This is a genomic window from Shewanella insulae (genome assembly GCF_009831655.1).
GTDB lineage: Bacteria > Pseudomonadota > Gammaproteobacteria > Enterobacterales > Shewanellaceae > Shewanella > Shewanella insulae.
In genome coordinates, this window is sequence record NZ_WRPA01000021.1 from 39,797 (window position 1) to 55,357 (window position 15,561).

General features: G+C 54.7%; 14 protein-coding genes. 6 read left to right on the top strand and 8 right to left on the bottom strand.

All coding sequences use genetic code 11. The features are described 5' to 3' along the window. Positions 1-27: 27 nt before the first annotated feature. A complete protein-coding gene (locus GNT65_RS18060; RefSeq protein WP_160798598.1) occupies positions 28-306 on the top strand; it encodes a DUF1289 domain-containing protein in 279 nt (92 codons plus the stop codon). Between the two features lie 24 nt (positions 307-330). Here GNT65_RS18060 and GNT65_RS18065 read toward each other — a convergent pair whose 3' ends face one another. The 5 genes from GNT65_RS18065 to GNT65_RS18085 form a co-directional block, all read right to left on the bottom strand. Then, positions 331-1,629 (bottom strand): ATP-binding protein, encoded by a 1,299-nt coding sequence (locus tag GNT65_RS18065; protein ID WP_160798599.1) that lies wholly within the window; start codon positions 1,627-1,629, stop codon positions 331-333. Between the two features lie 10 nt (positions 1,630-1,639). Next, positions 1,640-2,353, bottom strand: coding sequence for a response regulator (locus tag GNT65_RS18070; protein ID WP_160798600.1), 714 nt, complete (start codon positions 2,351-2,353; stop codon positions 1,640-1,642). Beyond that, positions 2,353-2,754 (bottom strand): DUF3019 domain-containing protein, encoded by a 402-nt coding sequence (locus GNT65_RS18075; RefSeq protein ID WP_160798601.1) that lies wholly within the window; start codon positions 2,752-2,754, stop codon positions 2,353-2,355. The genes GNT65_RS18070 and GNT65_RS18075 overlap by 1 nt, the downstream gene beginning before the upstream one ends. Positions 2,755-2,768: 14 nt before the next feature. Beyond that, complete coding sequence (locus GNT65_RS18080; protein ID WP_160798602.1) at positions 2,769-3,647, bottom strand: MipA/OmpV family protein; 879 nt, start codon at positions 3,645-3,647, stop codon at positions 2,769-2,771. Between the two features lie 173 nt (positions 3,648-3,820). After that, positions 3,821-4,657: a LysR family transcriptional regulator gene (locus tag GNT65_RS18085; RefSeq protein WP_160798603.1), complete on the bottom strand. Its 837-nt coding sequence runs from the start codon at positions 4,655-4,657 to the stop codon at positions 3,821-3,823. A 190-nt stretch (positions 4,658-4,847) separates the two neighbouring features. On the opposite strand from GNT65_RS18085, the gene GNT65_RS18090 reads away from it, so the two are divergent. The 5 genes from GNT65_RS18090 to GNT65_RS18110 all read left to right on the top strand — a co-directional run bounded on the left by GNT65_RS18090 (position 4,848) and on the right by GNT65_RS18110 (position 11,166). Continuing rightward, a complete protein-coding gene (locus tag GNT65_RS18090) occupies positions 4,848-6,023 on the top strand; it encodes an acyl-CoA dehydrogenase (protein ID WP_160798604.1) in 1,176 nt (391 codons plus the stop codon). Between the two features lie 108 nt (positions 6,024-6,131). Next, positions 6,132-8,405 (top strand): dehydrogenase E1 component subunit alpha/beta, encoded by a 2,274-nt coding sequence (locus GNT65_RS18095; RefSeq protein ID WP_160798605.1) that lies wholly within the window; start codon positions 6,132-6,134, stop codon positions 8,403-8,405. A 14-nt stretch (positions 8,406-8,419) separates the two neighbouring features. Beyond that, complete coding sequence (locus GNT65_RS18100) at positions 8,420-9,499, top strand: ACP S-malonyltransferase (protein WP_244952225.1); 1,080 nt, start codon at positions 8,420-8,422, stop codon at positions 9,497-9,499. Positions 9,500-9,590: 91 nt separating this feature from the next. Next, positions 9,591-10,112, top strand: a complete 522-nt coding sequence (locus GNT65_RS18105) for a GNAT family N-acetyltransferase (RefSeq protein ID WP_160798607.1) — start codon at positions 9,591-9,593, stop codon at positions 10,110-10,112. A 487-nt stretch (positions 10,113-10,599) separates the two neighbouring features. After that, the gene (locus GNT65_RS18110; protein ID WP_160798608.1) at positions 10,600-11,166 is read left to right on the top strand and encodes an acetate uptake transporter; all 567 of its coding nucleotides are present in this window, start codon (positions 10,600-10,602) and stop codon (positions 11,164-11,166) included. Here GNT65_RS18110 and GNT65_RS18115 read toward each other — a convergent pair. The 3 genes from GNT65_RS18115 to GNT65_RS18125 are packed head-to-tail and all read right to left on the bottom strand — an operon-like array spanning position 11,163 to position 15,407. Further along, positions 11,163-12,347, bottom strand: a complete 1,185-nt coding sequence (locus tag GNT65_RS18115) for a response regulator (protein ID WP_160798609.1) — start codon at positions 12,345-12,347, stop codon at positions 11,163-11,165. The two genes, GNT65_RS18110 and GNT65_RS18115, sit on opposite strands and share 4 nt — an antisense overlap. Further along, the gene (locus tag GNT65_RS18120) at positions 12,344-12,682 is read right to left on the bottom strand and encodes an Hpt domain-containing protein (protein WP_160798610.1); all 339 of its coding nucleotides are present in this window, start codon (positions 12,680-12,682) and stop codon (positions 12,344-12,346) included. Before GNT65_RS18120 ends, GNT65_RS18115 begins: the two co-directional genes overlap by 4 nt. After that, positions 12,672-15,407, bottom strand: coding sequence for an ATP-binding protein (locus GNT65_RS18125; RefSeq protein WP_160798611.1), 2,736 nt, complete (start codon positions 15,405-15,407; stop codon positions 12,672-12,674). Before GNT65_RS18125 ends, GNT65_RS18120 begins: the two co-directional genes overlap by 11 nt. Between the last annotated feature and the right edge of the window lie 154 nt (positions 15,408-15,561).

Here is a 15,561-nt window from a genome sequence, read left to right on the forward strand (position 1 = left end):
ATAGACAATTAGGTGCGGCTAGCCCCCATGGAACAGTTAGAGTTTTTCGAGATCCCCAGTCCCTGTATTGGTGTCTGTCAGACAGATGCCAGGGGCTATTGTAAGGGGTGTTTGCGTAGCAGAGAGGAGCGCTTCAACTGGCTGAACTTCTCTGACGCCCAGAAAAACGAGGTGATCCGTCTGTGTAAGCAGCGACACCGCCGCCGTCGCCTGGCCCTGTTAAAGGCGAAGAAGACGGCTATGCTCGAGGAGCGCGCCGCCGCGACCCAATCCCTGGATTTCGACACCCATTCCGACACCGAATAAGGCGCGATGCTAACTCTTTTGGCCTTATGTGCCAGTCTGCGATTTTCGCTGTCTGCTGGCGTTTATCCTGGGCCAGCTCAGGGTAAATACCGTGCTGCCCGGCTCGCTCGCCAATGACACCCGGCCGTTGTGTTTATGCATGATCCGCTTGATGATAGCCAGTCCCAGTCCATGGCCCTTGTTACCGTTCTGTACCACCTTGCTGCGATAGAAGGGCTCGAAGATCTTCTCCTGATCCACGGCCGCGATGCCCGGGCCATCGTCGATGACCTTAAGCTGCACCGACTTGTTGTCCTGGCCGATGGCGATGGTGATGCGACTCTGGGCGAAGCGCTGGGCATTGATGATCAGGTTTTGCAGCGCCCGCTCGATAAGCGATGGGTCGCCCATCACCTTTAGTTCCGGAGTCTGCTCGTCAAAATAGATAGGGGTGTCATGGCGGTTCTGTAGCCGGCTGATGGTCTGCTGGGTGAGCTTGGTCAGCTCGCAGCATTCAAATTCCATATCCTGCTGCTGAGACTCCAGGCTGGCGTAGGTCAGCAGCTCCTGTAACAGGGTCTCCATCTCTTTGACATCCTGCTGCATCTCGTCGAGGAAAGCCTGACGCTGTGCGGGATCGGAATCGGGGGCGCAGTATTGAGGCACCAAGGCCAGGGCAAACTTGAGCCGGGCCAAAGGTGTTCTGATCTCGTGGGAGACGGCGTTGGAGAGGTGCTTCTGGTTTTCGATGAGGGCACTGATGTGGCGGGCCATCTCGTTGAAGGTACTGGCCAGTGGCTGTACCTGGGAGCGGCTGGAGAGCTGAATTTGGGTATCCCACTTGGCCTGACCGAAAGCCTTGGTTGCCAGACGCAAGGTCTTGAGATCCCGCGATAGGGGCCAGACCCAGATCAGCGCGACTAATGCCAGGGAGAGGTAGAAGAAGAGGGTAAACAGGCCGCGTAGCTGCTCCCTGGGATCTATCTCTATGGGGCCGGCCATCAGAAGTTGTTGGTCATCGACCTCGATGAAATGCAGCTCGTGCTGCTCGTCTGGTGCGGTGATCAATACGCTGTCGCGGCCGAGGGATTCGTCTTGGTTGATGGCCACCTGTGCCTTAGACAGTAGCCTGAGAGGGTAGGTCTCTCGAGTGCTCAGTTGTGCCAGGTATGCCTCACGCTCGGCAGCAGGGAGCTTGCCGATCAGCTGTGCCAGGGCGATCAGCGGCGCGTCTTGGACGCCGCTGTCGTCGACATTGTTTTGCCAGATACTGTCCAGGGTCCAGCCTATACCGAGAAAACTGAGGCTCAGTAGCAGGTATAGGCTAATGAAGAGTCGTTTCAACGCTGCTCCGTTAGTTGTTCCAGGCTTCAGGGGCAAACAGATATCCCTGACCCCATACCGTCTTAATTCTAAACGGGGTTTGGATATTGTCACCTAACTTCTTGCGCAGCCTGGAGATACGCACATCTATCTTCCTGTCTTTACCGTCGAAGTCGATGTTGAGCAGATATTGATAGATATATTGGCGGCTCAGCACCTGTCCCGCCTGGGAGGCCAGCAGCCAGAGCAGTTCGAACTCATGACTGGTGAGGTCCACCTCGAGCTCGCCCAGACGAATGGCCTGGGTGTGGGGATCTATGCTTAGCTTGCCAAAGGTCAGACAGTGAGACTCTGCCTGTGGCGGCTTGGCGGTGCGGCGCAGCAGATTATTGATGCGAGCGACAAGCAGGGCAGGGTCTACCGGTTTAACCACATAGTCGTCGGCGCCCAGCTCCAGCCCCTTGATCTGATCTTCGTTGGAGCCCAGGGCGCTCATCAGCAGGATAGGGCCGGCGAAGTAGTCGGGCAGCTTCTCACAAAGCGTAAGGCCATCCATCCCTGGCAACATGATATCGAGTAAGATGATATCTGGCTTGTAGTTGATCAGTCGGGTCAATACGGTATCACCGCGACGCTCAACTTCAACGTGCATTCCATGCGACTTTAAATAATCCACAATCAGGTTTGCCAGGCGAATATCGTCTTCGACGAGCAAGACTCTATGGGTCGATTGAGATTCGGTCATTAGAATAGACTCCAGGGGTTGCGATAACGACGTCTCACCTGAGGCGCCGCAGTTGGGGTAACTTTTAGTTTCACGCCGGCCAAGGTTTGGTGGCTCTGTTTGTCTATCATGACAAACTGAATATCTTTCTGTGTCTCAACCTTCAGGGTGAGTGAGTGGGTATTGGGCGAGTCGGCGCACCATTTCTCCAGGTCGCTATGATCCGACATGATGCAGACGACTTGGGGATAGGGCGTCTCCCAGTTTAAAACCAACTCGATTTCACAGCTCTGTTCAACATCGGCCGTGATACAAATTTGGGGCGACAAAGACAAGCTGGCCGTCGACTCCTGGCCCACGGCATAGGTAATGTTGCACAATAAAATGATGACAAGAATTGCCTGTATCAGCTTGAAAGTCATTGAAAATACTTACCTTAGAACCTATAGGCAGTGCCGATAAAGTAAGTGTTGGTATAACTTTCGGTGACCAGCGGACTGGCGACGATTTCGTCGGCCAGATCGGTATAGCGTACCAGGAAGAGTAGATCCCAGTGTTCTGTCATCATGTATTGTGTCGTCAATTCTAATCCTAAATTTGTGCCAGAGCCGGCATGATAGCGTTCACTCCAATATGCGTTCTCGCTCGGACGTACGCCATAATAGTAGTTGATGATCTCTTCGCTCTTCCAGTTGGCCACCGCGGCGACCTCAAACTTCCAGTCTGACAGGGTTAGGTTGTAGAGCCACTTCACCTTGGCCTCCATACCGGAGTGGACATCAAAAAGGTCGTGGGCCAAGGCCAGGTTGATTATACCCATTGGTGTGTAAATAAACGCTTCGGCTCCGCCAAGAAGTGTAAATTTTCTGTCTTCGAGCTCATTGAAGACCGGCTCCGGCTCTGCGCCAAAGGCTTGAAATCTAGTTGTTAAAGCCGGCGCCGAACTGAGCTGACTGGTGCCGGATATGAAGATGTTTGATGGATCCCAGCGGTAGAAGTAGGCGCTATCGCTGCTAAAACTTGTGGTCAGGTTGAGGCTGAACAGCTCCTTCTCCGCCAGGGTGTAACCCAGGTTACCGTTGTCGAAAAACCAGCTATCGCCATAGTAGGCCAGAGTAGGCGCCAGATAGATGGGGATGTCATCATAGTCGCGAACAGGGTTGGAGCGCTCGCCATAACCCAGTGCCAGGCCCAATTGCCATTGACCAACCTCAACACATTCATCATCTAAATGGCAAGCCTTCTGCTCTTCGGCCTGGATGGCAAAGGAGAGGAGCAGGGTTGTGAGTAGGCTTGTCAGCAGCTTGTTTTTCATGGGTATAGATACGCTAAATCGGGTCAAACAGGAGTCTGAACAAAAGATTACCATTTACGTCATATATGCACAGTGTTTTCGCGGTTCCTGATGCAAAATGATACAGCTTCACGCCTTGTGTTGGCTAAGTTTTGGTGAGTTGTTGCGCAGTATTTGGCTGGGTGTGATTCATTTTAGCTGTAGAGTTTGCTGACTTGTTGCAATAGTCTCTGCTGCTCGGTGCGCTCTCCTTCCCTTGGCATGGCAAGGCCGACCGTGCGTTTGAGTTGCAGATCGCCTATCGCCTTGTAGATGATGTTGTTCTGCTCCATCAATACTGGCAGGGCGGGCACCAAGGCGATGCCAACCCCAGCCGCCACTAGGCCCACGGCGTACTCCACCGTCTGGATCCGGGCGCGGATCTGCATCTTTATTCCCTCCAGATCCATCAGCTGCTGCAGATCTGCCAGGGCCTCGCAGGGGGCGCGGTGGATGAAAGGTTGGCCGCTAAGATCCTGCAGGCGGATCTCCTTCTTCAGCGCCAGGCTCATGGTCGAGGGGATCGCCAGCAGGTAGTCGTCATGCCAGATGGGCTGAAACACCTCATCGGATTTTAGCTGGCTGGTGGTGATGATGCGGGCGTCGCAGGGCTCGTTGGCCTCGACCAGGGTGAGCTCCATATCATGGCAGGCCTGGCTAAAGTCCTTGAGTAGCATGCTCATGCGCTGTACCCCGAGGGAGTTGATCAACCCAAGCTTGAAGGGTTGACGCTGCTCTGGCGTATTGAATAGTGAGCGAATTGCCTTGGACTCGTTCAGCAGCCGCTGTGCCAGGGGATAGAGGCGCTCGGCGGATTCGGTGGGGCTTACTCCTCTGCCGTGACGCTGAAACAGCTGGGTGTCGAGCTCGTCTTCGAGTTGGCTGATGGCCGAGGAGATCGATGGCTGGGCGATATAACACTGCTTGGCGGCTGCGCTGATGGTGCCTTTGTCGTAGACGGCGACAAAGTAGCTCAGGGCTCTTAGGTTCATATCTGGGCTCTTAGGTTGGTGTCAGGGATTCATGTTTACCCTTACGTAAGATATAGATTATAACTATGTAAGCTAAACAAAAAGAATATTTTTCCTACGGATAAATTATGCCTATGCTAGTCGAATTAGCAAGTGATGAATTAGTCACCAGCTGCAACCAAAACAATAAATGACAGCAAGGAACAGACTCATGGCTCGAGTGAAATTTGATTGGCAAGATCCACTGCAATTCGATGCGCTGCTTAGCGAAGATGAACGCATGATCCGCGACATGGTGCACGACTATGCACAAGAGAAGTTGATGACCCGGGTATTGATGGCCAATCGCAACGAGCATTTCGACCGTGAGATCATGAATGAACTGGGCGAACTCGGGCTCTTGGGGGCGACGCTGCCCGAGGCCTATGGCTGTGCCAATGCCAACTATGTCAGTTATGGCCTGGTGGCCCGTGAAATCGAGCGGGTCGATAGCGGCTATCGCAGTGCCATGAGCGTGCAGTCTTCATTGGTGATGCACCCCATCTATACCTATGGCAGCGAGCAGCAGCGCCAGAAGTATCTGCCTAAGCTGGCTACCGGCGAGTGGGTAGGCTGTTTTGGTCTGACAGAGCCGGATGTGGGCTCAGATCCCGGTGGGATGAAGACCCGCGCCGAGCGCATCGATGGGGGTTACCGTCTCAACGGCGCCAAGATGTGGATCACCAACTCGCCCATCGCCGATGTTTTTGTGGTGTGGGCCAAACTCGACGGCGTGATCCGTGGCTTTATCCTAGAGAAAGGCATGAAAGGGCTAAGCGCGCCTAAGATTGAGGGCAAGTTCAGCCTGAGGGCATCGATCACCGGTGAGATAGTGATGGACAATGTCGAGGTGGGTGAAGAGGCGCTATTGCCTAACGTCGAGGGGTTAAAGGGACCGTTTGGCTGTCTCAACAAGGCCCGCTATGGTATCGCATGGGGCGCACTGGGGGCGGCAGAGTTCTGTTGGCACGCCGCGCGTCAATATAGCCTAGATCGTATCCAGTTTAACCGTCCGCTGGCTGCCACTCAGCTGATCCAGAAGAAGTTGGCCGACATGCAGACAGAGATCACCACTGGTTTATTTGCCTGTCTGCAGGCCGGTCGCTTGATGGATCAAGACGCCTTACCGGTCGAGGCCATCTCACTGATTAAGCGCAACTCCTGCGGCAAGGCACTGGACATCGCCCGTACCTCCCGCGACATGCATGGCGGCAACGGCATCAGCGACGAGTTCCATGTGATCCGCCACGTGATGAACCTTGAGGCCGTCAATACCTACGAGGGTACCCATGATATTCATGCGCTCATCCTGGGTCGTGCGCAGACCGGTATCCAGGCCTTCGGCTAATTCCTCTCCTTCAGCTCGGAGCGACGGCGTCGTTTCGCCTTCTCGTCGCAGCGGCCTGTTGAACGCCTGTGGTATAGGCCTTGTTGCGCCCAATTGAGGTAGATCAACTTGGAAGATAGAGCTATTGCCCTCGACAGGCAATTTGTCGAACGTGTATCACAGCAAGATTTTCTGGAGATAGAGCAGGGCTGGTGCCACACCCGCTTAGGGCTCAGCGATGCCGATTTTGTCGGCATGTTCGAGTCTCAGATGAAGAGCCGGCTGCTGGATCTCGAGTCCCGTAAGATGCGGGCCCGCAATCAGGGCTTCTACACCATAGGCAGCTCGGGTCACGAAGGCAACGCCGCCTGCGCCGCGGCCCTGCGCCCGACCGATATGGCATTTCTGCACTATCGCAGCGCGGCCTTTATGATAGAGCGGGCGCGCCAGGTGCCCGGCGAGAAGTCTCTGTGGGACATGCTGCTCTCCTTCGCCGCCTCCAGCGAAGATCCCATCTCGGGCGGCCGTCACAAGGTGCTCGGCAGTAAGCGGCTGATGATACCGCCGCAGACCTCCACCATAGCCTCACATCTGCCCAAGGCGGTGGGGGCGGCCCTGAGTATTCCCCTGACCCAGCGGCTGGATATCGACAGCGTCTTGCCCGAGGACAGCCTGGTGTTCTGCAACTTTGGTGACGCCTCGGCCAACCATGCCAGCGCCCAGACGGCGATCAATGCCGCGGGCTGGGCCGCCTATCAGCAGGTGCCACTGCCGCTGCTGTTTGTCTGCGAAGACAATGGTATCGGCATCTCCACCGCCACCCCAAGTGGCTGGATCGCAGCCAACTTTCGCGACCGCGCCGGCATCAAGTATTTCTATTGTGATGGCCGGGATCTACTGGACTGTTACCGGGTCAGCCGCCAGGCGGCCGAATATGCCAGAGTCAAGCGCCGCCCCGTCTTCTTGCATGTCAGAACCGTGCGCCTGATGGGCCATGCCGGCAGCGACGCCGAGATTGCCTATCTGAACAAACAGAAGATTTTCGATAACGAGGCGCAGGACCCTCTGCTGCTCACGGCCAAGCAGATCATCGAGGCCAAGCTGATGAGCCCGGATGAAATCGTCGAGCAGTACCAAAGTCTCAAGGCGCGTATCGCGGCCATTGCCAAGGTCGCGGTCGAGCGGCCCAAGCTCACCAGTGCCAAGGCAGCGATGGCGGCAGTAGTCCCACCTGTAAATGACCAGGTTCAGGCACACCAAGATCTGTCCGAAGAAGCCTTTGCGCGGCTATTTAGCGCGGACAAGAACTCCCTGGGTAAACCGCTGCACATGGGCAAGCTTATCAACATGACGCTCACCGAGTTGATGGCACGTCAGCAGAACATAGTGGTCTGCGGCGAGGATGTGGGCAAGAAGGGCGGGGTATATCATGTGACCTCACGCCTGGTGGAGCGTTTCGGCCCCAACCGGGTGATCAATACTCTGCTGGATGAGACCTCAATCTTAGGCCTGGCCATCGGCATGGCCCACAACGGCCTGTTGCCAATTCCCGAGATCCAGTTCCTCGCCTATGTGCATAACGCCGAGGATCAGATCCGCGGCGAGGCGGCGACCCTGCCGTTTTTCTCTAACGGTCAGTTTAGCAATCCCATGGTGATCCGCATCGCCGGCCTGGGTTATCAGAAGGGTTTCGGCGGCCACTTTCATAACGACAATTCACTTGCGGTGTTTCGCGACATTCCAGGCCTCATCCTAGCCTGCCCCTCTAACGGCGCCGATGCCATGGGGATGCTGCGGGAATGCGTGCGTCTGGCCGAGCAGGAGCAGCGACTGGTGATCTTCTTAGAGCCGATCGCGCTGTACATGACGCGGGATCTCCATGAGGAGGGCGATGGCCTCTGGAGTCATGCCTATTGTCCCCAGGAGCAGGCGAAAGCATTGCCCTATGGTGAGTTGGGTGTCTATGGCAAGGGCAAGACGCTGGCCATCCTCAGCTATGGTAATGGTTATTATCTCAGCCGCCAGGCCGAGCTTGAACTGTCCAAGTTGGGTATCGACTGTCGGGTGATCGATCTGCGCTATCTCATCCCCCTCAACGAGGAGGCGATCATCGCGGCGGTGAGCGAGTGCGAGCATTTGTTGATAGTCGATGAGTGCCGCCGCAGTGGCTCGGTAAGCGAGGCGATAGTGACCTGTGTGCATGAGCGTCTGGGTGATCTCGCGCCGCAGATGGCCAGGCTGACTGCCGAAGATTGCTTTATTCCATTGGCCGAGGCGGCGACCCTGCCATTGCCGGGGCGCTCGCAAATCGTCGAGGCCGCCCTAGGCCTAGTTGGCGAGCTGGCTAATGCCGATGAGGGCAGAGAAACCATCGCACGTGCTGGAGTGAGACAAGCCTTATGACACAGGAAGCCAAGATGAAGAATACCGACCAAGTGGGCGGGGCAGGCAAGCTAAGAGCCTTGGTAGTGGCGCCGGGAAGAGGCTGTTACAACAAGGAGGAGCTTGGCTATCTGGCCAGATTCCATAGTGACAAGCCCGCCTTTATCGAGGCGATCGATGCCTATCGACGCGACCTGGGGCAGAAGCCCATCGCCGAGCTCGATGGCCAGAGTAAATACTCCTTTAAGTTACACACGCCGGGGGAGAATGCCTCTGCCCTTATCTATGCCTGCGCCATGGCGGACTTTATGGATATCGACCGTGAGCGGTTTGAGATAGTGGCGGTGACCGGTAACTCCATGGGCTGGTATATCGCCCTGGCACTTGCCGGCGCCCTGGATGAGCGCGGCGCTATCGAGGTGATCAATACCATGGGCAGTATGATGAGCGACGGCCTGATCGGCGGGCAGATGATCTATCCCGAGATGGATGATAGCTGGCGCCGGGACGATGTTAAGACGGCGCTGCTGGATGAGGTCATCGATGAGGTGAACCAGGAGGCGGGCTGTGAGCTCTACACCTCTATTCAACTCGGGGGCTATCGCGTGCTCGCGGGTAACGAGGCGGGGCTCACCCAGGCCGAGACTCGTCTGCCTAAGCTGGAGGAACGTTACCCTATGCGCCTCTATAACCACGGCGCCTTCCACTCGCCGCTGCTGCAAGAGATCGCCCGACGGGGGCAGCAGGCACTGCCCCCGTCGCTGTTTCACCGGCCCAACTTGCCCATGGTGGATGGACGGGGGAATATCTGGAGTCCCTTCAGCTGTGATCAGGAAATGCTGCACAGCTACACCTTAGATCATCAGGTGGTGGCACCCTACGATTTCAGTCAGGCGATGGCGGTTGGAGTGAAGGAGTTTGCCCCAGATTGCGTGATAGTGCTCGGGCCGGGCAATACCTTAGGTGGGCCTGTGGCGCAGACGCTGATCGCCAACCAGTGGTTTGGCTGGCAGAGCAAGCAAGATTTCAGCGATGCGCAGAAACTGGCGCCTAAACTGATTGCCATGGGCAATCCGGCGCAGCGGGCATTAGCTACGGGTGAAATTAGTGGCTAAGCTTGAGCCGCGGTCGTGCTAATCCTGTCATTGCTAAGCCTATTATTCCTATGGCATATTGCCTTCTTTTATAAGGAAATATAGGACGTTTATGGCAGAGCAGCAGTGTGATTCCCCTCAAGGCCCAGAGATCAGTATTCGTCACAGCAAAGATGGTGACATAGAGGGGATTTTTGCCCTCTACGGCCAGCGCAGCTGTTATGCCGGTACCCTGCAGCGTCCCTATCCGTCGTTGGCTTTCTGGCAGAAGCGGTTAAAGGATCTACCGGAAAACTGTTACAGCCTGGTGGCCGTGCGGGAGGGCAAGATAGTGGGTCAGCTCGGCATGGAGGTCTATAGCAACGCCAGACGCAAGCATGTGGCCAACTTCGGTATGGCTGTGTGCGAATCGGCCCGCGGGCAGGGGATAGGCAGTGCCTTGCTGGCGGCCATGATAGATCTGGCGACCAATTGGCTCGCGGTGCGGCGCATCGAACTCGAGGTCTATACCGATAATCAAGCCGCCATCGCCCTCTACAAGTCCCATGGGTTTGAGATCGAAGGCGAGGCTAAAGATTACGCCTTTCGGGATGGCGGTTATGTCAATGCCTTCCTGATGGCCAGGTGTTGCTAAGGGCCATGTTTATGCACTAGCTAAACATTCGCTCTATGGTCTCTATCTGAGGCGTAAAACTGATCTAGATCAGCAGATGGTTAACTAAGACTCTCTGCTGATTTTTTTGTGAGTTTGGTTGCAGGAAGCGAGGAAGTGTGAGGCGCGTCTTGTCCTGTCCCATTTTTCCTAGCGTCTAATGCTTATCTAGATTGGCTTCTAAATAGTCTTTGTGACGAAGTGCTTAAAAGCCGGGTTTGTGTGAGCTAACTCTCTTTCGCCCCGAGCATCTTATTTATCTTTATGAATTTCTTGGTTATTTTTACTTTTTGTTAATGTCTCGTAGGCAAGTGACATTTGCATCTTATTGTTTTGTATAGGTTTTAATTAAGAGGCTATGCCCACTCAGGCTGGCATTGTGGTGTCCTTAAGACTTCTCTAGAATCCGCCGCGATTTTGATGGCGCCATGGGGGCGCAATAATCGCTAGCGATATAGAGGGGAATTAAATGTCGACAAAACTGGCCAACCCGGCACCTCTGGGTTTGATGGGATTTGGCATGACGACCGTGCTTTTGAACATACACAACGCGGGCTTCTTTGCCATAGATGCCATGATATTGGCGATGGGGCTGTTCTACGGTGGCCTGGGCCAGGTGCTGGTGGGTATGATGTGCTTTAAACGGGGCGATACCTTCGGCACCACGGCATTTACTTCATATGGCCTGTTCTGGTTAACCCTGGTGGGGTTGATATTGCTGCCTAAGCTGGGGCTCGCTGCGGCCAGTCCGAGTCACTTCATGGGCTGGTATCTCAGCCTCTGGGGCCTGTTTACCGCCTTCATGTTTGTCGGCTCCCTGCGTTACCCCCGTGCCAAGCAGTGGGTGTTTGGTTCTTTGACGATACTCTTCTTTCTGCTCGCGGCCCGCGACTTCACCGGCAGCGAGCTGATTGGCATGATCGCCGGATTCGAAGGGATCTTCTGTGGGGCCAGCGCCATCTACTTTGCCATGGCACAGGTGCTGAACCATGAGTATGGCAAAGTGATCCTGCCCATTGGTGAGGCGAAGGCCTAGCTGTATTCTATGGCGGTCTTCACCGCCTGAAGGATCTCGGTACGGTTAGAGGGCTTAAGAATATAGCCCTTCAACCCTACCTGGGCCCAGCGCTTGATCAGCTCGCGGTTGTTGTTGCTGGTCAGCGCGACCACGGGAATATCCTTGCCGTCGTTTTGCGCCTTGAGCTGCTTGGTGGTGTTGATGCCATCTAGGTGGGGCATGTAGAGATCCATTAGGATCAAGGCGTAATCGTTACCCTTAATCATCTTGAGGGCGGTCAGTCCGTCACAGGCCTGTTCTGTGTCGTACTCGTCATGCTCCAGTACCTTGACGATCATCTCCCGGTAGATCTGGTTATCTTCCACCACCAAAATCTTCTTCTTGGGTGGCTTGGCCTCCTGATTCTCGAACAGGGAGCTAACCAGTGCCTGGGTCGGGATCTTAGCCTGCTGCTTGTCGATCACCTTCTGCTTGATATCTTTGATCTCGCTGTGGCGACTGGTGAGCTGAGCCAGGATGAGATCCAGCCCATCTTTGATCTCCAGCTCCAGCTGGGTGAGCAGGGGCTCGATATGTTGTTTTGCCAGTGACTTGACCAGTGCCTTCTCACGGGTCACGCCCTCCTCACCTGGTTCAAGTTGTTCGGTAGACTGCTGCACCGAGGCCTTGCAGGAGTCGACCGAATCCAGTAGCTGTCGCTTGCACTGGCTGCTCAGCTCGATAAGGGAGGAGAGGTTGGTGTCTATGCGTTCCAGCTGGTCATCATCCAGGCCGGCATAGTGATCATCTCCCTGGCTCTGTCTCAGTCCGTTATGGACTATCATCTTCAAGCGAAACTTCTCGTAGAGGGGCAGATAGACGAAGTAGTTGTCGAACACCCCCTTGATACAGCTGCGAAAGGCGAGTGCTGACTCCTTATTCTTGCATAGCACTATGGCATAGTGTCTGTAGGCTATCTGCTGATTTTTCAGCATCTTAGTGTAGAGCTCTATGCTGAGCTTCACCGAACTCATGGCGAAGAGGATCACCGAGGGTTTGTGTTCTTTTATCTGTTCGCCGACCAGCCGGGTCACGGGCACGGTACGGTACTCCTCTACCTGTTCGGCAATGATGTTGGCTGCACCCGAGATATCCTCTTCCTTCTCGTAGAGCATGATCACTTCAGGATGGCGACTGGCGACGCTGGGTTTTCGAGTCATGAGTTGATCACCTCTATTAGAGACTGCAGGGCGTTCTTGAGTTGGATGATGAGTTGTTTGCAGCGACTCAACTCTTGTTCTCGGGAGGCTAATTCCAGTTGCTGTAGCTTGTCGGCAACCTCTTCGGCGCCGATCGCCTTGGCTGAGGTCTTGAGAAAGTGCGCTCCCTGCTTGAGCCGGTCAAATTCGCGATTGTTATAGTGGGTGGCGAGTTCACGCAGGCTGGCGCGGGCCTGATTGACAAAGTCCTGCTTGAACTGCGTGATGAGCGCCGGATCGTTGCCGATAAGATCACGCATGATTTTAGGGTTGAGGATCTGGGGGCTATTCTTCATGACGATACCATTTCTGGATGACCTTCTTGAGGTCTCTGAGCTGCACAGGTTTACTGACAAAATCATTCATGCCAGAGCGATAACAGTCGTCTAGTTCGGTGGCCATTGCGGCTCCTGTGATGGCGACTATGGGGACAGACTTACGTTGGGTACTGTTCTCTATCTGACGGATCTGTTTGGACATGTCGTAGCCGTCAAGGTTGGGCATGTGGCAATCGGTGAGGATAAGTTTGTAATTTGCCGACTGCCAGAGGTGGACTCCGGCGAGGCCATCTTCGGCTAAGTTGCAACGGTAGCCAAGCATGTCGAGTTGCTTAAGAATAAGCTTCTGGTTTAATGGGTTATCTTCCACCACCAGAATATCGGCATCGCTCTTAATTTGCGGTGTGGGCTCGTTATCGACGGGATCACATAGGTCCAACTCCATCTCATCGAGGTCGATGGCGAGTCCGCTGTCGAGCCGCTTCTGTACCGCCTTGAGTAGCAAGGTTCGTGAGAGTAGGTAGATATCCAGGCTGTCGACTTGAGGAATCGCTTGCAGCAGCGCCTTACGCTGATGTTGAGGCAGGGCGACCAGCCAGTTGTCATGGCCCTTGGGAGTCGCCGCCTGATTGGCAAGAAAACTCAGCTCGTCGGCCTCACCCGTGGCGAGGATAATCACCAGAGGCAGGGCGTGAGTATCAACGCCCAGCTGCTCGCCCTTGTAGCATTTTACTCTGCCTCCCTGAGCGGCCAGGCACTGCTTGATCCAGTCGAGTGTGGCCTGTGGTTGACCTAGGTTCACAACGCCTATGGTGTGTGAGGCGAGTGCTTGCGTTTGTATTTGGTGGTGGGCGCGCCAGAATGGGATTTCGACACAGAATTGTGCTCCCTGGCCCAGCTCACTTTCCAGGTTGATGCTACCACCCATTAGGTTGGTGAGTTTGCCACAGATCGCCAGTCCCAGCCCTGTACCGCCATAGTTGCGCGTGGTGGAGCGCTGCGCCTGCACGAAGGGGGTAAACAGACGTTTCTGCGTCGCCTTGTCTATGCCTATACCGTTGTCAGTCACGATGAAACGCACTCGGGTGACGATATCGTTCTGCTCTCCCACAGAGATGCTTAAGGCGACACAGCCCGTCTGTTCCTCGGTAGAGTGGGTAAATTTCATCGCGTTACTCAGCAGGTTGTTGAGGATCTGACGCACCTTGACGATATCTCCTTCGACCCACTCGGGTAACTCCAGGGCTTCTTTTACGGCAAAGCGAAGTCCCTGGCGGCTGGCCACCGGCGAGAAGCTCTTGATGAGGTCGGCAATCATCTCGGTTAAGTGAAAATCTTGCTGTTCCAGCTGCATCTTGCCCGACTCGATTTTGTTGATGTCGAGGATATCGTTGAGGATATAGATGAGGTTGTTGGCCGAGGTAGAGGCAGTCTCGATAAGATCCCGCTCCTCGCTCGATTTTCCGGCCAGCGACAGCAGCTCCAAGGCGCCGATCACCGCATTCATCGGCGTGCGCAACTCATGGCTGATCATGGAAAGAAATTCACTCTTGGCCTGACTGGCGATCTCGGCTCGCTCCTTGGCCAACTGGAGTTCCGTTGTGCGTTGTTTGACCCTGCTTTCCAGCGACTTATAGTTTTCCTGCAGGGCGAGCCTGGCCTGGTAGATGGGAGTCTGGTCGATACAGATGCCGTCGATGCGGCTGTTTTGATTGTTCTGTCCCTTGCTGACCTTGCCCTTGGCCAAGATGTAGATGAGCTCCTGGTTGGGTAAGATGGCACGATATTCCTGATGAAACGGATTGCCGTTAGCCAGAGAGTCTTCGACGGCGGCCATGACGGCGGGAAAATCTTCAGGATGAACCCGTTCGGCCCATTTCTCCAATACACCTATGTCTTCGATGTTGAGGCAAAACATCTCATTGGCTCTTTGATCCCATTGCCAGATCCATTTTCCCTGTTCATCTAGCTGTGCCCGCCAGTTACCTATGTTACCGGCTTCCAGCGCCAGCTTTTTCGACTCATTGGCCTCATTCAGGGCATCGAGCATCTCCTTGGACTCTGTCTGATCTATCATGAGGCCGAGCAGTTTATAGTGGCCATCCTCCAGATAGAGGTGCTCGGCAAACAGCTCATACACCTTAGTGACATCATCGGAGTCGATGCGAAAGCGAAACTGGATCTTAAGTTCGCCTGTAGGCGAAGGGGAGAGAAAGCGATCGAATTTATAGCGATCTTTTACCGGAACCATCTGTTGCAGGAGCTGCCAGCTCAGGGGACTGTGATGGTTGAGCTGTAGCAGTTCTTTCACCTTGTTGGAGAAATAGGTTTGGCCCGTGGCCGAATCATAGTGCCAGATACCGATATTGGCCGAGCAGAGGAAGGCTTCGAAACGCTTGAGGTATTCTTGATGTAAGTTGGGATCTTCGCACTGGGGAACCAGCAATAGCAGCAAATGATCATCATTCAGATGATGGGGAAGCAACTGATACCAAGGGGTTTGACATTGGTGTTTGCGCCGAACGTTAATCGCTTGTCCGTTAGTCAGGCCATGGATAAGGCTGACGGATGATGTTACCTGACTGGGCTTTAGTAGTTGATCTATAGTCTGGTTTTCGATTGCCTGGCGATCGAGTTCAAACAAGGCGCACAGGGTATCGTTGGCCTTGATAATCAATCCTTGTTTATCGCAGATGAGCTGCGCAAACGGTGAGTCGTCTATGCTATTCCCTGCAGGTGCCATGGCATCCAGATCCTTGTTATCCCTTAAGAATAAGTCTAGACCTAAGCTGGCACTTTGGGGGGCTGTTTTATAAATCTTTTTTGACGGCGGGAAATTCAGCAGGAGAGTGCCCCTCAATCGAATGATGGCGAGGGGCACTTGGGGTTTACGCCTG